16 protein-coding genes are annotated in these 21,696 nt (G+C 60.6%); 9 read left to right on the top strand and 7 right to left on the bottom strand.

Annotation, left to right across the window (positions count from 1 at the left end; genetic code table 11):
• Window positions 1-362: 362 nt before the first annotated feature.
• Window positions 363-1,235 carry a hypothetical protein gene (locus LRL22_RS03200; RefSeq protein ID WP_270904709.1) on the top strand — a complete coding sequence of 291 codons (873 nt, stop codon included), beginning with the start codon at window positions 363-365 and terminating at the stop codon, window positions 1,233-1,235.
• A 22-nt stretch (window positions 1,236-1,257) separates the two neighbouring features.
• On the opposite strand, the gene LRL22_RS03195 is transcribed toward LRL22_RS03200, so the two are convergent.
• Entirely contained in the window at window positions 1,258-2,379 is a 1,122-nt protein-coding gene (locus LRL22_RS03195) for an anhydro-N-acetylmuramic acid kinase (RefSeq protein ID WP_270904708.1), read from the bottom strand.
• A gap of 312 nt (window positions 2,380-2,691) precedes the next feature.
• Window positions 2,692-4,017, bottom strand: a complete 1,326-nt coding sequence (locus LRL22_RS03190; RefSeq protein ID WP_270904707.1) for a peptidoglycan DD-metalloendopeptidase family protein — start codon at window positions 4,015-4,017, stop codon at window positions 2,692-2,694.
• A gap of 109 nt (window positions 4,018-4,126) precedes the next feature.
• On the opposite strand from LRL22_RS03190, the gene tyrS reads away from it, so the two are divergent.
• Window positions 4,127-5,326 carry a tyrosine--tRNA ligase gene (tyrS, locus tag LRL22_RS03185; RefSeq protein ID WP_040066622.1) on the top strand — a complete coding sequence of 400 codons (1,200 nt, stop codon included), beginning with the start codon at window positions 4,127-4,129 and terminating at the stop codon, window positions 5,324-5,326.
• Between the two features lie 42 nt (window positions 5,327-5,368).
• Here the strand turns inward: tyrS and LRL22_RS03180 are convergent, their stop codons facing one another.
• Entirely contained in the window at window positions 5,369-6,304 is a 936-nt protein-coding gene (locus LRL22_RS03180; RefSeq protein ID WP_270904706.1) for a LysR family transcriptional regulator, read from the bottom strand.
• A gap of 108 nt (window positions 6,305-6,412) precedes the next feature.
• On the opposite strand from LRL22_RS03180, the gene budA reads away from it, so the two are divergent.
• The gene (gene budA, locus LRL22_RS03175) at window positions 6,413-7,207 is read left to right on the top strand and encodes an acetolactate decarboxylase (protein WP_270904705.1); all 795 of its coding nucleotides are present in this window, start codon (window positions 6,413-6,415) and stop codon (window positions 7,205-7,207) included.
• 18 nt (window positions 7,208-7,225) lie between these two features.
• Complete coding sequence (alsS, locus tag LRL22_RS03170; RefSeq protein WP_005338504.1) at window positions 7,226-8,896, top strand: acetolactate synthase AlsS; 1,671 nt, start codon at window positions 7,226-7,228, stop codon at window positions 8,894-8,896.
• Window positions 8,897-9,010: 114 nt separating this feature from the next.
• On the opposite strand, the gene LRL22_RS03165 is transcribed toward alsS, so the two are convergent.
• Together LRL22_RS03165 and LRL22_RS03160 are read right to left on the bottom strand one after the other, a co-directional pair.
• Window positions 9,011-10,423 carry an MATE family efflux transporter gene (locus LRL22_RS03165; RefSeq protein WP_270904704.1) on the bottom strand — a complete coding sequence of 471 codons (1,413 nt, stop codon included), beginning with the start codon at window positions 10,421-10,423 and terminating at the stop codon, window positions 9,011-9,013.
• Window positions 10,424-10,496: 73 nt separating this feature from the next.
• A complete protein-coding gene (locus tag LRL22_RS03160; RefSeq protein ID WP_064338523.1) occupies window positions 10,497-11,435 on the bottom strand; it encodes a LysR family transcriptional regulator in 939 nt (312 codons plus the stop codon).
• 498 nt (window positions 11,436-11,933) lie between these two features.
• Here LRL22_RS03160 and LRL22_RS03155 point away from each other — a divergent pair, with 498 nt between their 5' ends.
• Window positions 11,934-13,226: an HAAAP family serine/threonine permease gene (locus LRL22_RS03155; RefSeq protein ID WP_005338498.1), complete on the top strand. Its 1,293-nt coding sequence runs from the start codon at window positions 11,934-11,936 to the stop codon at window positions 13,224-13,226.
• Window positions 13,227-13,317: 91 nt separating this feature from the next.
• Here the strand turns inward: LRL22_RS03155 and LRL22_RS03150 are convergent, their stop codons facing one another.
• Together LRL22_RS03150 and LRL22_RS03145 are read right to left on the bottom strand one after the other, a co-directional pair.
• Window positions 13,318-14,037 carry a substrate-binding periplasmic protein gene (locus tag LRL22_RS03150; protein WP_245096953.1) on the bottom strand — a complete coding sequence of 240 codons (720 nt, stop codon included), beginning with the start codon at window positions 14,035-14,037 and terminating at the stop codon, window positions 13,318-13,320.
• Window positions 14,038-14,128: 91 nt separating this feature from the next.
• Window positions 14,129-15,151: an MBL fold metallo-hydrolase gene (locus LRL22_RS03145; RefSeq protein ID WP_270904703.1), complete on the bottom strand. Its 1,023-nt coding sequence runs from the start codon at window positions 15,149-15,151 to the stop codon at window positions 14,129-14,131.
• 154 nt (window positions 15,152-15,305) lie between these two features.
• Here LRL22_RS03145 and LRL22_RS03140 point away from each other — a divergent pair, with 154 nt between their 5' ends.
• From LRL22_RS03140 to cadB, 4 genes are all read left to right on the top strand, one after another.
• Window positions 15,306-16,205, top strand: a complete 900-nt coding sequence (locus tag LRL22_RS03140; RefSeq protein WP_270904702.1) for a LysR family transcriptional regulator — start codon at window positions 15,306-15,308, stop codon at window positions 16,203-16,205.
• A gap of 88 nt (window positions 16,206-16,293) precedes the next feature.
• Complete coding sequence (yjeH, locus tag LRL22_RS03135) at window positions 16,294-17,574, top strand: L-methionine/branched-chain amino acid transporter (protein WP_270904701.1); 1,281 nt, start codon at window positions 16,294-16,296, stop codon at window positions 17,572-17,574.
• Window positions 17,575-17,966: 392 nt separating this feature from the next.
• Entirely contained in the window at window positions 17,967-19,520 is a 1,554-nt protein-coding gene (gene cadC, locus LRL22_RS03130) for a lysine decarboxylation/transport transcriptional activator CadC (protein WP_270904700.1), read from the top strand.
• A gap of 764 nt (window positions 19,521-20,284) precedes the next feature.
• Entirely contained in the window at window positions 20,285-21,619 is a 1,335-nt protein-coding gene (gene cadB / locus LRL22_RS03125; protein WP_069554518.1) for a cadaverine/lysine antiporter, read from the top strand.
• Window positions 21,620-21,696 lie beyond the last annotated feature (77 nt).

Here is a 21,696-nt window from a genome sequence, read left to right as displayed (position 1 = left end):
CCACTTTTTTGCGGCTTTGTCTGATCTCCCTCTTATCTTTTGCTGGTTGTGATGATTGGGATGGTTTTCAGGGCTCGGGAACAGCTCAGGTGATTTCGCAGGAATAAAGTTCAATGTGCTGTTTTTAAAGGGAAATTCGTCAAAAAATGGATTTATTGACCGCTTTTTATGGTTTCTTGATGAAACTGTTAATTAGTGGCGTGATTGCGAGTCAGGTCGCTTTTTTCACTCGCTATTAATCGTATGATTAATAAGGTAATCAAGGAGCCCTGACGGAGAGCATCGATGCACCGGCAGGCCATTGCCCAGGATTGGCAAGCGAGATCGCATCGCGATCATCATTACCTGACTGTGGAGGATTTATGCTGGGTTTCGTTCTGGGCGATATGTATTGTCAAACATCTGGGCAGCGGTTACCTCCTCGCCTGGGAAAGAGTTTTCCCATTCCTGCCGATTACCGACTGCGCGGCCGGGTATCCGCCGCCATCATGACCATCGAGAGCCTGCTCGATACCCCTTATCCGCAAAAGCAGTTTCGTGATCTGGTCTTTGGCGCCTTTATCGAGCGCCAGCGTAGGCTGTTTGGCGAACATGTGATTGTTGCCCGCATGGAAGGGGAGGAGGGGCTGGAGCTGTCGATTGATCTCTCGTTTGTCAGCACCGCCGTACCTGTGGGCCTGCTGGCCATCTCTGAAGAGCTGGCACTCGCCACGGCGCCGCGTCCCAAGAAGAGCCATCCCCACTACAAGGCGCTGTGCAAGGCGATCGACTGCATGGTGATGCTGATGTTTTATGGCAAGGTGATCCGCCAGCGTAATACGGTGTTGGAAAATATCGCCCATCAGTTTGGTTATCAGCCCGCGGCGACCCTGACGGCGCGTGTTGGCAAGGGTGGGGAGGATGATTACGACGCCTTCATGGTCAATATCATGACCTGTATTGCCCACTCCAACTCGCTCAAGGAGGCGCTGGAGAACGCCAGCCGGATGGGAACTCAGGAGCCCGCTTTCTTCTGCATCGTCGGGGCGATTGCCAGCACCCTGTGGGGCATTCCCAGACTGTGGGCGTATCAAGCCTCACAGTTGATCCATCGCTCCCACCATCACTACATCCAGAATCTGCTTCGCTGTGAAACCCGTGCCGGGCGGCGCCATATCAATCTGGAGCCGCCAAAGCCCCCGCTGTTTGCACCGATCCGGCAACAGGTTGTGCGTCTGTTCAAGGGGGCACACTGATCCGCAGCCCCCTTGTCATCACTCAGGCGGGATAAAGCGCCCCCAGCACAGCCGGACGGCTGGCACCGGTGACGGCGGGCAGGTTGCCCGGCTTGCGGTGGACAAAGCACATGGCCAGCCAGGCAAAGGCTGCGCCTTCCACCCAGTCGGGGGCCAGCCCCAGCTCGGCGGTGCTGGCGATGCGCCATGTAGGCAGCAGGCTGGCCAGCTCCTTCAGCAAGGGGGCGTTATGGGCACCGCCGCCGCAGACAAACAGCTCGGCTTTCGGCTGGCTGGCACCGACTGATTCGGGCCGGGCGGGCAGTTGGCGGGCGATGCTGTGGCAGGTGAGCGCTTGCAGGGTGCGCTGCACGTCCACGGGGGCGTATGAAGTGCCTGCCAGCTCCCCATCGAGCCAATTGAGGGTAAACATCTCCCGTCCGGTGCTCTTGGGGGCGGGGGCGGCGAAATAGGGGTGAGCCAGCAGTTTCTCCAGCAGGGCCGGGATGGGCTTGCCACTGGCGGCCCATTTGCCACCGGCGTCATAGCTGCCGCCGTGGGGCTGATGGCGGCGATACCAGCCATCGAGCAGGGTGTTGGCCGGGCCGGTATCAAAACCATATACCCCGCCCGGATTGCCCGGCAGCACCGAGATATTGGCGATGCCGCCGAGGTTCAGTACCACTCGCAGGGCGCCGGGCTTGGCAAACAGCGCTTGATGGAAGGCGGGCACCAGCGGCGCCCCCTGACCGCCGAGGGCCATATCCATGGTGCGAAAATCGGCGATAACGTCGATGCCGGTCAGGGCGGCCAGCAGGGCGGCATTGCCGATCTGCAGGGTAAAGCCGAGCTGGGGACGGTGGCGGATGGTTTGGCCGTGGCTTCCGATGGCGCGAATATCTTTGGGTTCGAGCCGCGCCTTGGCCAGCAACGCGTGGGTGGCGGCGGCAAACTCTCGCGCCACCAGATTATCGGCCACCCCCATGCGGTCGATTTCGTTGTCGCCCGGGGTGCAGAGTGCATGCAGCGTGCGGGCGGTCTCTTGTGGCCAGGGGTGACAAAGCGCCGCTTCGACCCGCAGTTCATCACCGGCGATCATCACCAGCACGGCATCAATGCCGTCCATGCTGGTTCCCGACATCAGACCGATATAGCGTTCAGCCATGTGTCTCCTTACATTGCTGTTCGAAAATACGGTGTGCAGAGAGGGTGAAGAGGGGAACGGCTTTCATCCCATGCCACATGGCGTGATCTTTGACATCAGACCGATATAACGCTCAACCATGTTGCATCCTCAATGCGGACCGGAAAAAGAGTGAGAGAGACAGGATAGATAAGCCCTTGCTTCCGTGCCACATGCCGCTCCCAGTGTTCCATCTCATCTTATGCTTGAAAGTGGACTCATTTCAATCTGATTGCCTGGCACGGGTTCAATAAAAGGGGCTGGCAGGGCCTTCACCCTGCCAGCCCTGATGGCTTAGTTGCCGCGACTATCCCGCTTGTTCTGGGCCAGCTGCAGCTCGGGGTTGTCGAGCTTGGCCAGTTGCGGCATCGCCAGCTTTTTGAAGTTGGCCAGCTCGCGTCCGCTCAGGGTCTCTGCCTGCGGCAGGGTGAGGGTGCGCGGGTTCTTGTGAATGCCGCCCACCACGAATTCGTAGTGCAGGTGCGGGCCGGTGACGCGGCCGGTGCCACCCAGAGTGCCGATGGTCTGGCCCTGCTTCACCCGCTGCCCCTTGTTGACGGTGCGCTTGGAGAGGTGCAGGTACTTGGTCACATAGTTGCCGGCATGCTTGATAAAGACGTAGTTGCCGTTGAACTGGTTGTAACCGGCGGCCACCACGCTGCCGGAGCCCGCCGCCATGATGGGGGTGCCCACTGGCGCCACATAGTCGATGCCGTTGTGGGGGCGGATCTTGCCGGTCACCGGATGGAGGCGGCGCGGGTTGAAGTTGGAGCTGATGTATTTGAAGTTGACCGGCGCACGCAGGAAGCTCTTGCGCATCGCCTTCCCTTCCGGGGTGTAGTAGTTGCCATCTTCATTGAGCACGGCGCGGTAGGCGGTGCCCTGGTTGACGAACTCCGCCGCCAGAATATCGCCGGAGGCGACCCGCTCGTCGTCGCGGAACTTGTCTTCATAGACCACCCGGAAGCTGTCCCCCGGCTGCAAGTCCTGGGCAAAGTCGATGTCCCAGCCGAAGATGGCGGCCAAGTCCATGATCTGATCTTCGGTCATCCCCGCATCCACCGCGGCGCCCCAGAAGCTGGAGCGGATCTCCCCTTTGCTCACCTGTTCGCGGGTGTCGAGGGCGATTTTGACGTTGCGGGCGACAAAGGTCTCCTCCTTGCGGCTCACCTTGAGCGCCTGCTCCAGACTGTGGGGGTAATAGAGGCTGTGTAGCTCGCCGTTCTCGGTGAGCTTGAAGGTGAGCTCCTGCCCCGGTTGCAGCATCCGCAGGGGATCGCTGCCCTCGAGTTGGTCGATTAGGTGCAGATCCGTGGTGCTCAGGCCAATGCGCTGGAAGATCACCCCCATGTTGTCGCCACGGCGCACCTTCACCTGCTTGGTGATGTAGCGCGGCTTGGGCGGGGTAACGGGCTGGGCGGCTTCGGCAGTCAGCTCGTCGTTCAGCGCGTTATCGTTAGCTGGTTCCCGCAGGGCAAGCTCGTTGCCGTTTTCATCGACCCGTGTTGCTACTGCCTGTTCGCTGGGCCAGGCAGCCAGCATCATGATCATGATGCTCAAGATCAGCACCATCTTGCGGTGCCAGTGGGGGAGTGCGTTGAAGGCGTGCCAAATAACCATGAGAAGCAGATGAAGTCGGGCAGAATGGACGGATTTTACAGCCTTTCCAATTGGCCCGCCATTCCAGTAATATGTTTGGCCCTGTGGAATCGTGATGGAGAGTCAAAAAATGTCCCAGCTCGAGGTGGCGCTAGCCGAGATCAAGCGCGGAGCGGAAGAAATTCTGGTTGAAGAAGAACTTGTCGCCAAGTTGAAGGAAGGGCGCCCGCTGCGCATCAAGTTGGGCATGGACCCGACGGCCCCCGACATTCACCTGGGTCATACCGTGATCCTCAACAAGCTGAAGACCTTCCAGGATCTGGGCCACGAGATCATCCTGCTGATCGGTGACTTCACTGCCATGGTGGGTGACCCCTCCGGCAAGAACGCCACCCGTCCGCCGCTCTCCGAAGAGGCCATCAAGCATAACGCCCTCACCTATGCGGAGCAGGCGTTCAAGATCCTCGACCCGGCCAAGACCCGCATCGAGTACAACTCGACCTGGCTGAGCGAGCTGGGTGCGACCGGCATGATCAAGCTGGCGGCCAAGCAGACCGTGGCCCGCATGATGGAGCGCGACGACTTCAAAAAGCGCTACACCGGCGGCCAATCCATCGCGATTCACGAATTCCTCTATCCGCTGCTGCAAGGCTATGACTCGGTCGCGCTGAAGGCGGACGTTGAGCTGGGCGGTACCGACCAGAAGTTTAACCTGCTGATGGGCCGCGAGCTGCAAAAAGATGCCGGCATGGCGACCCAGTGCGTGCTGATGATGCCGCTGCTGGTGGGTCTGGATGGCGTTAAGAAGATGTCCAAGTCCGCAGGCAACTACATCGGCGTCCACGACGCCCCGGGCGAGATGTTCGGCAAGATCATGTCCATCACCGACGATCTGATGTGGAACTACTACGAGCTGCTCTCCTTCCGTCCGCTGGTTGAAATCGAAGAGTTCAAGGCGGGCATCGCTGCCGGTACTCTCAACCCTCGCGATGTGAAGATCTGGCTGGCCAAAGAGATCATCGCCCGTTATCACGATGAAGCGGCGGCCGAAGCGGCCCACGAAGATTTCACCCAGCGTTTCTCCAAGAACGCCATTCCGGACGAAATGCCGGAGGTCGAGCTGGCACTGGAAGGCGAAGGTCTGGCCATCGCCAACCTGCTGAAAGAGGCCGATCTGGTGGCCACCACCTCCGAAGCGCTGCGGATGATCAAGCAGGGTGCGGTCAAGGTGGATGGCGAGAAGCTGGAAGATGGCAAGGCACTCATCGGTGCCGGTACCGCCGTCTATCAGGTCGGCAAGCGCAAGTTTGCCCGCGTGACTGTCAAATAAGCAGTACCGTCAAATAAGCAGTCGCATCAGGCAAGCTGGTCATCAAACCGGTTCAAGCTTGTTCAACAGGGCCTCCTTCGGGAGGCCTTGTCGTATATGGGCGGCACGGATCTGGGCGATAAAGTGCCGCAGCACGGCACTGCTTGGGTGTGGTCGTGTCGCCAGACTGATACTGGTCATCATGCCGTTGCCCTCAATGGAGTGATAACTGACCCCGAGCGGGCGCAGCGCCGCCACCGAGCTGGGCACCAGAGTCACGCCAAAGCCCGCCTGCACCATGCCGACGGTAGAGATCACCTGCGGGCATTCGGGCCCCAGTATCGGCTCAAACCCCGCCTCCCGGCAGAGGCCCACGATGCCGTCATAGAGCCCGGGCCCGATGGCGTGGGGAAACAGAATAAAACTCTCGTCCTTCAGGCTGGCCAGTGGCAAGGGGCCCGGCTTGGCCTTGGGATGGCTGGTCGGCAGGGCGATCAGCAGCGGCTCCTGCTCGATAAGGTGATGGGCAAAGCCCTCGCTGCCCCGGCAGGGGAGCCGCAAGATGGCGGCATCCAGCCGATCGTTGCGCAGCGCCTCCACCAGTGCCGGCATGGTGCCCTCCTGCGGGCTGAGGGCCACCTCGGGGTAGCGCTCCCGGTAGTCGTGCAGCAGGGTCAGCACAGCGGGGTGGAGCACGGTGGAACCGGCAAAGCCGATCCGCAGTGCCCCCTGCTCGCCCCGGGCAATCCGCTTTACCTTCAGTTTTGCCGCATCGGCCAGCGCCAGGATCTGCGCCGCATCCCGATAGAGGCTCTCGCCCGCCTCGGTCAGTTCGACACTGCGGGTCAAACGGCGCAGTAGCGGGGTGCCGAGGGTCTCCTCCAGCTTGCGGATCTGCTGGCTCAGCGGCGGCTGGGCCATGTTGAGTGATTCGGCTGCGCGGGTGAAATTCTGCTTTTCAACAACGGCCATGAAGTAGCGGAGCGTACGAAGTTCCATATCGATTGAGTCTCAAAGTCATGGGATCAGCGTATTGGTGTTGAAATGTGAACCAAGTCACCATTGGATCCGAACGCTAACAGGATTCACGGTGGAGGTGAAACCCGAATGGAACATATTGCAACATCTGACAGTGCCGGGTGCAGCTGTGCCCTCGAAGTGAGCCAGCAGTTTTCCCGCTGGCGCAGGCAGCATGACGGTGGCGAGATCTACCAGAGTTCCCTGATGAGCGCCCTGCTGGCGGGGGTCTACGAAGGGGAGACCACCATGTGCGAGCTGCTGCGCCACGGCGACTTTGGCCTCGGCACCTTCAACCACCTAGATGGTGAGCTGATCGCCTTCGAGCGCCAGATCCACCAGTTGCGCTCCGATGGCTCGGCCCGGCCCGCCCGCGCCGATCAGAAGACCCCCTTTGCGGTGATGACCCATTTTCGCCCCTGTCTGGAGCGTCGCTTCGATCACCCCCTGAGCCGTGACGAGATCCACCAGTGGGTGGATCGGCTGGTGGGATCCGACAACGTCTTTGTCGCCCTGCGCCTCGACGGCCAGTTTGAAACAGCCAAGGTCCGTACCGTGCCGCGTCAGGAGCCCCCCTATCGCCCCATGCTGGAAGCCATCGAACAGCAGCCGCTATTCCGCTTTGCCGCGGTGGCGGGAACTCTGGTGGGCTTTCGCTGCCCGCCGTTCGTGCAGGGGGTCAATGTGGCGGGTTTTCACGAGCACATGATCACCGCCGATCGCAAGGGGGGCGGCCATCTGCTCGACTACACCATGGCCCACGGCACCCTGCGGCTTTCTGTGGTGCGTCACCTCAATCTGGCCCTGCCATCGGATCTCGCTTTCCGGCAGGCCGACCTCAACCCCGCCGATCTCGATCGCGCCATTCAGGCCGCCGAAGGCTGATAGACAAGGAGCAATATCATGGAAAACAGACAGTGGAAGTGCGGTGCCGAGCTGGTGGTTCGTCATCTGGAGGCGCAAGGGGTCAAGCAGGTGTTCGGTATCCCGGGGGCCAAGATTGACCGGGTGTTCGATGCGCTGGAGGACTCCCCCATCGAGACCATAGTGGTACGCCACGAGGCGAACGCTGCCTTTATGGCTGCCGCCGTGGGGCGTCTCACCGGCAAGGCGGGGGTGGCGCTGGTCACCTCGGGCCCCGGTTGCTCCAACCTCATTACCGGGCTGGCGACCGCCACCTCGGAGGGGGACCCCATGGTGGCGCTGGGCGGTGCGGTGCGCCGTGCCGACGGCCTCAAGCTCACTCATCAGAGCATGGATACGGTCAACCTCTGCCGTCCGGTCACCAAGTTCAGCGCCCAGGTCAACAGCGGGGCGGCAATTTCGGAAGTGATGGCCAACGCTTTTCGCGCCGCCGAGCTGGGACGGCCGGGGGCGGCGTTTGTCAGCCTGCCGATGGACATCATCAACAAGCCGGTGCAGGGCAATGTGCTGGTGCCCCGCGAGGTGCCGGAGCCGGGCTGCGCCGATGAGCAGAATATGGAGCAGGCATTGACCCTGCTGCGCAATGCCCAGAATCCGGTGGTGCTGCTCGGCCTGATGGCGAGCCGGCCGGAGAATGCCGAGGCGGTGCGCGCCTTCCTCGACAAGGCGCGGTTGCCGGTGACCGGTACCTATCAGGCCGCCGGGGTGGTGGACAGCTGCCACTTCGATGACTTTGCAGGACGGGTCGGGCTCTTTAACAACCAGCCGGGGGATCAGCTGCTGGCTGGGGCCGATCTGGTGATCTGCATCGGCTACAGCCCCATCGAGTACGACCCCGTGCTGTGGAATGGCGATCGGGAGCGGCGCATCCTCCATATCGACGTGCTGCCCGCCGATATCGACAGTAGCTACTGCCCGACCGCTGAGCTGGTGGGGTCGATCCGCGCCAACCTGTTGCAGCTGACCCGCATCATGGGCAATCCGAAAATCCGTCCCCCCGAGGTAGATCGGCTGCTGCAAGGGGTACGCCAGCAGCGACTGCGACTGGCAATGCGGGCCGACGATCTGCACGGCAATCCTGTTCACCCCTTGCGTATCGTGCGCGAGCTGCAGGATCTGGTGCGCGACGACATGACCCTCTGCGTCGACATGGGCAGCTTCCATATCTGGATTGCCCGCTACCTCTACAGCTTCCGCGCTCGTCAGGTGTTGATCTCCAATGGTCAGCAGACCATGGGGGTGGCACTGCCGTGGGCTATCGGCGCAGCGCTGGTACGGCCGGGGGAGAAGGTGATCTCGGTATCGGGGGATGGCAGCTTCATGCAGTCGAGCATGGAGCTGGAGACGGCGGTGCGGCTCAAGAGCAATATCGTTCACATCATCTGGGTCGATAACGGCTACAACATGGTCGCGATGCAGGAGCAGCAGAAATATTGCCGCACCTCCGGCGTCTCTTTTGGCCCCATCGACTTCAAACGCTATGCCGAATCATTCGGGGCGGCCGGGTTTGCGGTGCGCTCGGCAGACGAGTTGCGCGCCACCCTGCGGGCCGCGCTGGCGGTGGAGGGGCCTGCTGTGGTGGCCATTCCGGTGGATTACTCCGACAACCCGGGGTTGATGGCCCAGCTCAGGCCAGAAGTATTGGCATAAGTGTGGGCAGCAGTGCTGGCCTGGCTTGTTGTGTCAGCGTAAGCAGACCCGCCCATATAGCAAAAACCGGCATCAATGATGCCGGTTTTTTATTGTTTTGCGGGATGGGTGGCCTTAACGGGCCAGCTGGACGGCGGCGCGTGCGCGGGCCGGTTGCGGGCGCTGTTTGGCTTTTGGCGCGCAGGCCATCTTCAGGCGCAGCCACTCGCGCCACAGCAGCCAGCAGAGCGGCAGGGTGAGCAGCAGCACGGTCGCGGGCTGGGCCATCAGAACCCCATCACGGCCCCACAGCAGCGGCAGCAGGAAGATGAGCGGCAGCAGCAACACGGTTTTGGCGATGGAGATGACCAGCGCCTGACGGGTACGCGCCATGGATTGCAGCAGCACTATGCCGAACATGATGATCCCCTCCAGCGGAATGGCACCGAGGTTGAGGGTCAGGCTGCTGATGGCAGCGGCCAGCAGTTCGGGATCCTTGTCGCCGGTATAAAGCATGGCGACCTGTCCCGGCAGTAGCTGGATGGTGAGCCACACCAGCATGCCGTAGATAAAGGTGAACTTGAGCCCCATCTCCATCAGGTACTTGAGGCTGCGATGGCGCTTGGCCCCCGCCGCCTTGCTGATGAGCGGCTGAATGCCGAACGCCAGCCCCTGCAGAATGACGATAAAGACCGCTTCGGTGTAACCGGCCACGGTAAAGCCCGCCAGATCCTTCACATTGCCGTACACCATCAGCTGGCTGTTGTGCAGCATCAGCAGCAGGCCGAGGTTGAACTGGGCAATCAGGCTAGGCAGGCCGGTAAAGAGCAGGTGCGGCATGGCGGGGAGGTTGGGCACCAGATCCCGCCAGCTGAGGCGAAGCCGCGCCCAGGGGGTAAAGAAGTAGCCAAGGCCGATCAGGCTCACCGCACCCTCTGCCATCAGGGTGGCTTGCGCGGTACCGATCAATCCCAGTCCCAGCAGACCCACCATGATGTAGTTGAGGATGATATTGAGCACGGCGCCGCTGCTCACCAGCACCATGGCCAGTTTCGGGCGACCATCGTTGCGCAGCAGATAGGGGACCGCCAGATTGCTGGCCAGCAGCAGGGTACCGCCGCCAATCCAGGTGAGGTAGTCACTCGCCTGTTTCCAGGTCTCGGTGCCCTGTTCTATTCCCAGCCCCAGCAGGATATCGGTGTGGGTGTAATAGAGCAGCACCGGCGCAACGCCCCCGAGTCCGGCCAGCAGCCAGAGGGCGTTGACCAGCGCCTGACGGGCCAGCGTGTCGTTTTTCGCCCCTTGCTGGAAGGAGATGGCGGTGGCCGCCCCCATGCTGATCATGGCGGCCAGACCGATCAGCACCATGATGACCGGATAGACCAGGTTTATCCCGGCGAGGCCAGCGGCGCCGACATAGTGGCCGACGAAGATGCCGTCGATGAGGTAGTAGGCCCCCGAGACCAGCATGGCAAGAATGGAGGGGAGGGCGTAAGCCCAGAAGCGACGGGTCATGGCCCGTTGCCGCAGTGTTAAATAGGCAGACATATCTGTTCTCTCGGGGAGTTCGATTATCGAACAGCTAGTCTAGATTAATACTTATTTGGTGATAATCAGGGTTTCACTTGATGAATTGCTGAGTATTACTCATTAATCCGGGGTTTTGGTAGTGCGCCTTGAGCATGTCGATCAGGATGCGCAGCCCGCTGCCCAGCTGATGCCGACTGGGATAGAAGAGATAGAAGCCGGCAAAGGTGGGGCACCAGGGCTCCAGCACGGTGAGCAGTTTCCCCTCCGCGACCTTCTGGCTCACCTCCTCTTCCAGACAGTAGGCGAGCCCCAGCCCCGCCTCGGCGGCGCCCAGATAGAGGGCCGGGGTGCTGGTGGTGAGCGGCCCGGTTACTTCGATCTCCAGCATGGTGCCGTCGGCGGCAAAGGCCCAGCGATAGTGATGGTGCGGAGTGAGGCGATAGCCGATGCAGGCGTGGCGGCTCAGCTCGCTCGGGTGCTCCGGCGTACCGTGCTCCGCCAGATAGGCCGGGGAGCCCACCACCAGATAACGTTGGGGCGGGCCGAGGGGGATGCCGATCATCTCCTTGGGCAGCAGATCGCCATAAAAGAGCGCGGCATCGTAGCCATCTTCAATCAGTCGGGGCATCAGCTCCTGCTCCACTACCTCCACCTGCATCCGCGGATAACGGGCCAGATAGTCGATGAGTACCGGTGCCAGCAGGCTGTCGATGGCGCCGCGGGGGGCGCAGAGCTTGAGCCTTCCCACCGGTTCATCGCTGTTGCGGGCTAGCTCGCAAAGCGCCTCTTCCAGGGTATTGAGGGTGGGGAGCAGCTGCTTGAGTAGCCGCTGGCCCGCTTCGGTCGGTACCACGGCGCGGGTGCTGCGGTTGAGCAGCCGCACCCCCAGACGGGCTTCCAGCCCCTTCAGGCTGTGGCTGAGGGCGGAGGCGGAGACCCCGAGTTCGAGGGCGGCCTTGCTGAAACTGCGGTGACGGGCGACGGCGGCAAACACTGCCAGTTCGGCGAGATCGGTACGGGTAATGGTCATCATCAATCAACAAAAAGGCGTAAGTCACAAGGGTACGCCAAGGCCGTGCTGCACACAATCCGCGCTAAACGGGTGGCTTGTTGCAAATATGTAGCTGCTCGCAGGCCATTGATTCCAGTGAAACTAAGTTGAATTGTTAAAAAAAACTCACAATAAGGCGCTTTTAGTGTGATCTTGGTCGTCCGAAAGGCGACCAAAATCAAACTTTGGTTGATTAATTCAAAAAAACGCTGTGATTAATAAGGGCATTTAATTAAAGTCAGCCCATCAAGAGTGGCGCACGTTAATCGGTTGTTAAGTGAAACGGGCGCCGACCCTGAGGGTCAAAATCTCGCACTGTTGTTTGTTGCAATCCTGTTGTCACAAGGAGTGATGGCGAGGTTGCCGGGGGGCGAGAGGTTAATATCAAGGACGGACAGCAGGCGTTCCAGGGAGATGGAACCGGGCCAAGGCCCGACCAAACAAGAATCCCATTTTCCTAGATGACAGGAACAACGTATGTCTGACATGAATATTGCAGCTGATGGTCGTTTAGCCAGCAACACCTCCCGCGGCGTCAACAAGGCCGATGTGGTCTGGATGCTGGGTCTGTACGGTACCGCGATCGGTGCCGGTGTGCTCTTCCTGCCAATCAACGCCGGTGTAGGTGGCCTGTGGCCGCTGGTTGCTATGTTGATTCTGGCGCTGCCGCTGACTTTCTTTGCTCACCGTGGTCTGACTCGCTTCGTGCTGTCCGGCTCTACCCGTGATGGAGACATCACTGAAGTAGTAGAAGAGCACTTCGGCAAGACCGCAGGCAAATTCATCACCCTGCTCTACTTCTTTGCCATCTACCCGATCGTGCTGATGTATTCAGTCGCCATCACCAACACCGTCGAGAGCGTGATTGTTCACCAGCTGGGCATGTCTGCACCTCCCCGTGCCGTTCTGTCACTGGCTCTGATCCTCGGTCTGATGGCGGTTGTTCGTCTGGGCGGCCAGGTTATCGTCAAAGCGATGAGCGTGCTGGTATTCCCGTTCGTGCTCACCCTGATGGGTCTGGCGTTCTACCTGATCCCGCACTGGAACGGTGCCATCATCACTGAAGCTCCGGCCCTGTCCGACGCCTTCAACGGTGACTTTATCAAGACCCTGTGGCTGGCTATCCCGGTAATGGTGTTCTCCTTCAACCACTCCCCGATCATCTCCTCCTTCGCGGTGGACAACAAAGGTCGTTACGGTGAAGGTGCCGAGAAGAAGTGCAGCAACATCCTGCTGGGCGCCCACGTCATGATGGTGATGACCGTTATGTTCTTCGTATTCAGCTGCGTACTGAGCCTCTCCCCGGCTGACCTGGCTGCTGCCAAAGAACAGAACATCTCCATCCTGTCCTACCTGGCCAACCACTTCGATAACCCGGTTATCGGTACTGTGGCTCCGCTGATCGCCATGGTTGCCATCAGCAAATCCTTCCTGGGTCACTACCTGGGTGCGCAAGAAGGCATGAACGGCCTGATGGCCAAGGCGCTGCGCGAGAAGGGCAAGAACGTTGACACCAAGCAACTGAACAAAGTCACTGCCGTGTTCATGATCCTGACCACCTGGGCCATCGCTACCATCAACCCGAGCATCCTCGGCATGATTGAAGACCTGGGCGGCCCGATCATCGCAATGCTGCTGTTCCTGATGCCGATGTACGCCATCACCAAGGTTCCGGCCATGCGCAAATACGCTGGCAACATCAGCAACGGCTTCGTGACCATCATCGGCCTGATCGCCATGTCCGGTATCATCTACAAGCTGATTGCCTGATAACTCCGGTTACCAAGTTGAATGAAGAAGCCGCCTCGCAAGAGGCGGCTTTTTTTATGGGTGTTTGGGGCGCTAAGCGGATGCGGTATCGCTACTTCATCAGCTTCTTCACCTCATCGCTGGCCAGCGCCTTGTTGAATTTGTCCCGCGCCTCTTTCCCCTTGGCAGAGTTGGTAAAACAGACGTGGAGGGACTTGTCCTCGAGGATCTTGCCGTTGAAGCCGAGGTTGGCGGCAACGTCCTTGAGTTGGGGATCGCTCTCCAGCAGATAGGTCATCACATTCTGGTCGATGACCGCCAGATCGAGCCGACCGTTGCCGAGCTTGAGCAGGTTCTGGCTGTCCGAGCTGGTGGCGTCAGCCGAGAGCACCTTGCTGGCCACTTTTTCGTCGAACTCGGTGGTATTCACATAGCCGGTGACGACACCAATTTTCTTGCCCTTGAGGTCATCAAGGCTCTGCCAGGTGACCGGCTGATCGGCTCGCTGGGCAAACCCGAGAGGGCCGTTACCTATGGGGTCGGAGAAGAGGCAGCTGCTCTTGGGGTCGAGATACTCGGGGAAGTAGCCCAGTACCTCGGGGTTGTTGGTTGCCTCGTCCACGGCCCGTTGCCAGGGATAGAACTTGATGGTCAGCGGGTCGCCAGCCAGGGCAAAGGCTGCGGTCACCACCTGACTGCTCTTGCCCTGTTCAGGGAGGCTGGCGCTGGTGTAAGGGGGCCATTCAAGGCTGGTCAACACCGCCGCCTGAGCGGCCGACATGCCGAACAAGGGAAGAGTGGCCAGGGCGAGGTGCTTCCATTTCAGGCTCATAGAGATAACTCCTTGTGGTCAAACACCCCTTAAAGATAGCCCCCGGTGTCGATTGCGGATGCCGGCCATGGCTGACCGGCATCCGTGCCAGCTATTTATTGTCGATATTCTCCGACTGCCAGAGGGCATAGCCCTTGCCGGAGGCCGTGGTGGGCAGATCAATCTGCATCAGGTCGTTGCCGATGACAAAGGGGCCCGAGTAGCGGGCGCGCAGATCCTGCGCCAGATCTTTGACCATGATCTTGCCGTTGAGGCCGATATGGCTGAACACGGTCAGCGCCGGTTGGGCTTCGTTCATTACCCGGGCCGCCTGCTCAGGGGAGGCGAGGTGACCGGCGATCGCCTTGTAGCCGGGGTTGGCCTTCATCTGCTCGGCAGAGGTCATGGAGACGCAGTGCACCAGCAGGTCGGCCCCTTTGGCCTGCTTCACCACTTCGGGGCTGTAGCGGGTATCGCCGGAGAGCACCACGCTGTGGCCGTGGTAGTCGATGCGATAGCCGAATGACGGCTTGATGTTGACCCCGTGGTCGTTGTCAAAGGCGGTTACCTTGACCCCGTCATGGTTGTAGACCACCCCGGCGGTGACCTCGTGGCTGTTGATCTCCACCCCGTCCAGCGGCGTTCCCTCATCCTTGACCCGGGTGGCGATGTCGGTGGCGTAGGCCTGCTGCAAGCCACGGGCGAGAGCTGTGGTGCCTTTGGGGCCGTAGAGTTCCATCGGCGCGTGGCGCTGGCCATAGGCCGGTTGCAGCCAGCCGGTCAGCCAGAGATCCGCCAGCCCGTTGGTGTGGTCGGAGTGAAAGTGGGTGAGGAAGAAGGCGTTGACCCGGCCGATGGGGATATGCAGCTGCCACAGGCGAGTGGCGGAGTTGCGGCCAAAATCGAACACCAGCTTCTGGTTGCCCGCTTCGACCAGGGTGCTGTAACCGCCCCGGCTGATCTGGGGCACCGGAGTGCCGGTGCCGAGCAGGCTGACCCGAAAGATATCGGGCCGGGCCTGAGTTGCTGAGGCAGGGGCATGATCGTGGTTGCTGATAAAGCTGCTCTCGGCGGCCTGACTGGCGCCGCTGGCCAGCAGACCGACCAGCAGGGCGGCCAGATAGGTGCTTTTCATGGGAATTTATCCTGTGGGGGAGGGATGGCATCACTGTATTGGCAACTAAAAGTTGAATAAATTGGCTAAAATCCATTTCTTACTAAACTTTTGGTTGTGAATAGAGCCCTCGTCGCGGGCCAAACGGCCTTGAAACGGGCAAAAAGGAGGGGTTGTGGACCGATTGACCAGCATGCGTATCTTCACCCGGGTGGTGGATCTCGGCTCCTACAGCGCGGTGGCGAGCGAAGAGGGGGTCAGCGCCCAGATGGTGGGCAAGCATGTGCTGGGACTGGAGCAGTGGCTGGGGGGCAAGCTGTTTTACAAGACCACCCGCCAGCAGACTCTCACCGAGCTGGGCCAGCTTTTTCTCGCTCGCTGTCAGCGGGTACTGGAGGAGATGGCATTGACCGAGTCGCTCACCCAGAATCTGCTGGCCGAGCCGGCCGGACGGCTGCGCATCGCCGCCCCCCTCAGCTTTGGCCACCACCGGCTGGTGCCGCTGCTGCCTGCTTTTCTCGACCGTTACCCCAAGCTGGATCTGGATCTGCAGCTCACCCCCCGCTGGGTCGATCTGGTGGAGGAGGGGTTCGATGCCGCCATCCGCACCCTGCGTCCGCAGGATGAGGCGCTGATTGCCCGTCCGCTGCTGACCCAGCACTACCGGCTCTGCGCTGCTCCCGACTACCTCAATCGCCACGGCGTGCCCCGTCATCCGGCCGATCTAGTTCGCCACCAGTGTCTGCACGGCAACTGGGGGGAGCACGAGCGCTGGCAATTTGTTAGCCAGGATGGCCAGAGCGAGGAGGTGCGGGTCGCCTCGCGCCTGCGCATCAATCACTGGCCAGCCTTGTTGACGGCTGCGCTCTCGGGGGCTGGCATCACCTTGCAGCCCGCCGAACAGGTGCGTGAGCATATCGCTGCGGGGCGTTTGCTGCCGCTGCTTGGTCGCTATCAGAGCCCGGCCAAGACCCTCTACTTCATCTATCCGGCGGCGCGGCGGCAGGTGCTCAAAATCACCCTGCTGGGGGATTTTCTGGCCGAATCCCTGCAAGCTGAGTCCGAGCCTGAATAAAAGGCTGCATATTCTCGCTGCCGTGCTTAACAAAGGGGCGGGGCAGGCCTAACATGGCGGGATGTTTTTTTAGTCAGGACAAAAGGATATGTCTGGGTTGAAAAAGGATCTCGGGCTCTGGCAGGGGATGGGGCTGCTCACCACCTCGCTGCTCGGCACCGGGATCTTCGTGGTGCCGGCGACCGCTGCCTCGCTGGCGGGCGGGGCATCGCTGTGGGCCTGGTTACTGCTGATTCCGCTGGTGCTGCCCATCGCCTTTACCTTCGCCCGCCTCGGGCGCCGCTATCCCCATGCGGGCGGTGCGCCGCACCTGATTGGTCTCGCCTTTGGCAATGGCGCCGAGCGTTTCTCTGCCTTTCTCTTTCTGGCGGTGCTGCCGGTGGGGCTGCCCGCCGCCCTGATGATCGCTGCCGGTTTCTGGCACGCCCTGCTCGAGATGGGGGAGTGGGCCCTCTGGGGTATCCAGCTGCTGACCCTGCTCGGGGTCTTTCTGCTGGGGCTGCGTGGGGCGCGATCTTCCGGCAACCTGCAACTGCTGATTGCGCTCGCCATTTTGGGGCTCACCCTGCTTATCTGGTTCAAGGGGGAGGTGAGCTGGCGCGATGCAGCGCGACCGCTGCCGAGCGCGGACGAGTGGCCCCCTATGGCCACCGCGCTGGCGGTGATGTTCTGGTGTTTCGTCGGGCTGGAAGCCTTTGCCCACATGGGGGAGGAGTTCAAGCGGCCGGAGCGGGACTACCCCATCGCCCTGCTTGGCGGTGTGCTGCTGGCGGGGCTTATCTACTGGATCCACTCGCTGGTGGTGCTCAAATATGGCTTCTACGGCGATGAGGCGAAAAACGCCACCGCTATCCCCTCCCTGCTGGCGCTGCTGTTCGGCCCCACCGCCAAGTGGCTGGTGGCAGTGCTCGGTTACCTCTCCTGTTTTGCCAGCATCAACATCTACATTCAGGGCTTTGCCCGGCTGATCTGGAGCATGGCGCGGGAAGGCAAACTGCCCCCCTCGCTGGCCGTGCTCACCGCGCGCGGCGCGCCGCTGCGGGCGCTCGGTCTGGTGCTCGCCATCTGTCTGATCTGTATCACCCTGATCATCTGGCTGCGACTGCCCCTTGATGAGCTGATCCGCTACGCCAACGGCAACTTCGTGCTGGTCTACCTGCTCTGCATGGCGGCGGGCTGGCGTCTGCTCGGCGGGGTGGGTAAGGGGCTGGCGGGGATAAGCGTGCTGCTCTGCGCTCTGGTGCTGGTGGCGCTCGCCACTCAGGTCCTCTATGCGGTGGTGCTCAGTCTTGGCTACGGCAGCTTCTCGTTGTGGCGGCGTCATCTGCGCCGCAGTCGTCAGCAGGATGCGCTCCCGCTGGCGAAGTAACGTCTCCCCGATAGTCGAAGAAATGAGAAAGCCCTGATGTTCAGGGCTTTTTGATTCCGGTATATGTGATGTTCATATGAATACTAGTTGGCACGCTATTTGCCGAAAAGTGCGGTGTCGGATCAACTCAACGGCGATTTATAGCCAAAAAAAGTGGGATCCAGCTCCCGTTTTGCTTAAAGTGATCCCTTCCGATCCCGGTGGTCGGAATGCCCGCAAGGATGCCCTTCAGACGTAAACAGGATGGCCTGGCCAGACTGACTCTCAGAGATGTGATTGCTTCGGTTCTCTTTTTATCTGTCACCTGTGGTGATAGCGCCTTGTTCCGTTCAGTCAGCCCGGGTTTTGCGTCTCTCTCATCGTGCATTGTCACCATCTGCAGCGAGTGAATCATGAGCGAATCGGTTTTTGAGATCCACGACTGGACCCTGAGCGTTGACGACAACATGTTGTGTCGCCCCGACCGTGAGGTCTACCTCGAACCCAGACTGGTCAATCTGTTGCGGTTTCTGGCCCACAATGCCGGCACCGTGTTTGGCCGCGATGCCCTGATCAACGAGGTGTGGGATGGCGCCGAGGTGACCGATCAGGTAGTGACCCAGTCCATCTTCGAACTGCGCAAGATCCTCAAAGATGGTCGCACCGATGCGACCGACTATATCGTCACCGTACCCAAGCGCGGCTACAAGCTGGTGGCACCGGTGCGGCCGTTGCAGGTGGTTTCCGCGGTGATGGCGGACGAGCAGCCCGCGCCCGCGGTCAATACCGCTCTCTCCGACAACCCGACGCTCTCCGATCTGAGCCCGCCCGTGGCTGAGCAGGATGATGATGCACAGCCCAATGTCGCCCCTTTTCCCGCCGGGCCCCTGACCCGCGCCATCTCCACCCATGCCAAGGATGCTCGCAGCCGCTGGAAGATGGTGAGTTTCGATATCTTCGTTGCCATCGTGCTGATCGTCATTGTCAGCATGCTCAGCTACCAGCACACCAGCCCCCAGGTACACGCCATGCTGGATCCCAATCTGCTGGTGTTCCGCTTCCACTCCGGCATGGATGACAACAACGAGAACGTGCGCCTCGCCGATGGCATTACCCGCGCCCTGATGGGGGAAGTGGCCGTGGCTACGCCGCTGCGGGTGCAGTACGGCGCCACCACTCTGATGGGGGGCATCATGCCCGGCAAGGAGCTGAGTGTGCGGGTCACCCGCCAGCCGCGCGGCACCTATCTCGATCTGGAGTATCGCAATATCAACACTAACCGGGTGCTGTTCAGCCATCAGTACCAGCTCAGTCGCCACAGTGTGCACGGCGTGTTGCAGGCCAGCAGTCAGGATCTGCTGCGCGCCCTCGACCAACCCGATGCCGAGCCGGGGATGGGCTGGCCGACCGATGATGCCTCCCTGATGGCGATGATGGAGGCGCAGTACTACATCAACAGCCGGGATCCGGTCGCCCTCAAGCGCGGCATCGATCTGCTGGAGCAGGCGCTGATTGCCCATCCGGATCAGCCGCTGCTGCTGGCGGAGCGCTATCTGGCTGGCGAGGCGCTGGCCACCCTGGCGGGCAAATCCGAGAGCGAGCGACTGCAGGGGATTGGCACCCATCTCGCCAGCGTGGTGCAAAACAGCGGCGCCCTGCCAGCCCGGGTGTGGGAGGCGTTGACCCTGCAGGCGATCCTCAACGGCCAGCAACAGCAGGCCAACTATCTGCTGGAGAAGGCGGCGAGTCGCGGCCGCTCGGTGCTCTATTACATACTGCAGGGCAAGCTGGCGGAGCTGGATGGTCGCCCCGAGGCGGCGGGGGATGCCTACAGTCAGGCCTTCCTGATGGAGGCGACCGAGCAGACCTATCTGCTCTGCCAGCAGCTCGGTTTCTACAGCAATATGGAGAGCCTCACCCCGGCTCTGTTCAATGCGCTGGGTCAGAGCAAGGTGAAGCTCTTCTAACACCGCAGTGTTGGTTTTCCCCCGGTCGGCGCGGTTGCCGACCCCATCCACAGGCTGCCTTCGGGCGGCCTGTGCGGTTTCTGCTTGTTTCAATCCTGCTTGTTTGCCACCGGGGATAGTCGCTCTGGTGCGGCCCGATTTATCCCCCCGCAGATCCCCCGCTATCCCCCTTTGCCTTTGCCTTTGTCTTGCTCGCGGCATTCGCTGCACTCGCGTTTGTTCGGCTTCACGCCGCGCACGCAGCTTGTGACATCTGCTCATTGTCGGTTGCGGGATAAGCTGTCTGTCTCGACCCATTTCTCATTGCTTACCGGTTATCGCCGTTGCGCTTTACCTCTGAGTTTGGATTGTGATGAGCCGAGCTGAGGGGCGAACAGGAGGTGAGTGGCCACTCAGGGTGATGGTCAGCTGGGCGTTCGGATGGTTACAAGGGGAGGGGGCGCAATGGGCGCTGCTTTATCCCGGGTTTATCTGACCAAAAATATCAAGACGGCGAGATAAGGGGGTTATCAAGGGGCAAAAACGGGTTGGCCGGATATCAAGGTTTTATCAAGAAGGCTGTGTGATGTGATGTCAATTTACTGTTTTTAAATGGTTTTTATCAAAAATAATGAGGCAGCGAAAAAAGTTGGCTCATATTTTTATCCGTTAGCTGGTCTTTATGTTTTCCGGGGATGAGAGGCCTAGTCTGTGCCCATTCTTTGGCGGGGCGTTCCGCCAAATGTGTATGTGACGACCCGACCTTTTATAGAACCGGAGATCTTATGTCCCTCGATACGAGCAAGAAGATTGGCCTTATCGCCTGTACAGGTGTGGTGGCCGGCAACATGATGGGGAGTGGTATTGCGCTGCTGCCTTCGGCACTGGCCACCATCGGCTCCATCTCTGTCTTTAGCTGGGCAATCTGTCTGGTAGGCGCCATGGGCCTCGCCTTCGTCTTCGCCCGCCTGGCTACCAAGAACCCGCAAGAGGGTGGCCCCATTGCTTACGCTGGCGAGATCTCTCCGGTGTTCGGTTTCCAGACCGGTGTGCTTTATTACCACGCCAACTGGATCGGTAACCTGGCTATCGCCATTACCGGCGTCTCCTACCTCTCGGTCTTCTTCCCCATTCTCAATAGCCCAATTCCGGCCGCCGCAGCCACCATCGCTGCCGTCTGGATCTTCACCTTCGTCAACCTGCTTGGCGGTAGCTGGGTGAGCCGACTCTGTACCCTGGGTCTGGTGCTGATCCTGCTGCCGGTTGTCGGTACTGCAGTGATGGGTTGGGGTCATTTTGATGCCACTGTCTACAGCCAGAACTGGAACACCACCAGCGGTAGCGACCTGCATGCTGTCATCAGCGCCGTGCTGATCTGCCTCTGGTCCTTCGTCGGTGTTGAATCTGCCGCCGTCTCTTCCGGCATGGTGAAGAACCCCAAGCGCACCGTACCGCTCGCTACCATGCTGGGTACCGGTATCGCCGGTGTTATCTACATCCTCTCTACCCAGGTGATCAGCGGCATGTTCCCAGCCGGTGAAGTGGCAGCCTCCGGCGCCCCGTTTGCCATGGCCTCTTCCGCCATCTTCGGTAGCTGGTCTGCGCCGTTTGTCTCTGCCTTCACCGCCCTGGCCTGCTTCACCTCGCTGGGCTCCTGGATGATGCTGGTGGGCGAGGCGGGCAAGCGTGCCGCCAACGACGGCAACTTCCCGAAAATCTACGGCGAAGTGGACAAGAACGGTGTGGCCAAGAAGGGGCTGATCCTGGGCTCCCTGAAGATGACTGCCCTGATGATTGGCCTGACCGCCTTCACCTCCCAGTCTGCCCACGCTGCCGACCTCTTCAACGTGCTGACCACAGATGCGGTGCTGCTGACTATGCTGCCCTACTTCTACTCCAGCATTAACCTGATCCGCTTCGAGGGCATGACCTCCCGCAGCATCGGCGCGATGATCTTCTCCGGTGTGGCCTGTGTCTTCTGTCTGGTGGCCCTGATGGGTGCCAAGGGTTCCAACCTCACCGCTACCTTCGTGGTGTCGCTCATCATCCTGATGTTCTACGCCAAAAAACTGGGTCTGCGTCAGCACGATGCCCTGCTGAACGAACAACCCAGCAACTGATTTCCCCTTTTATCTTCCGAGCGCTCTTCACTCACCATCCCTGATGGAGAGCGCCCCTTTACGTGTGGAGCATTACG

The sequence above is a fragment of the Aeromonas sp. PI_26 genome (assembly GCF_027854445.1).
Classification (GTDB): domain Bacteria; phylum Pseudomonadota; class Gammaproteobacteria; order Enterobacterales; family Aeromonadaceae; genus Aeromonas; species Aeromonas veronii.
The sequence above is the reverse complement of the archived record's forward strand: the minus strand, read 5'-3'. Positions and strand labels throughout refer to the sequence as shown.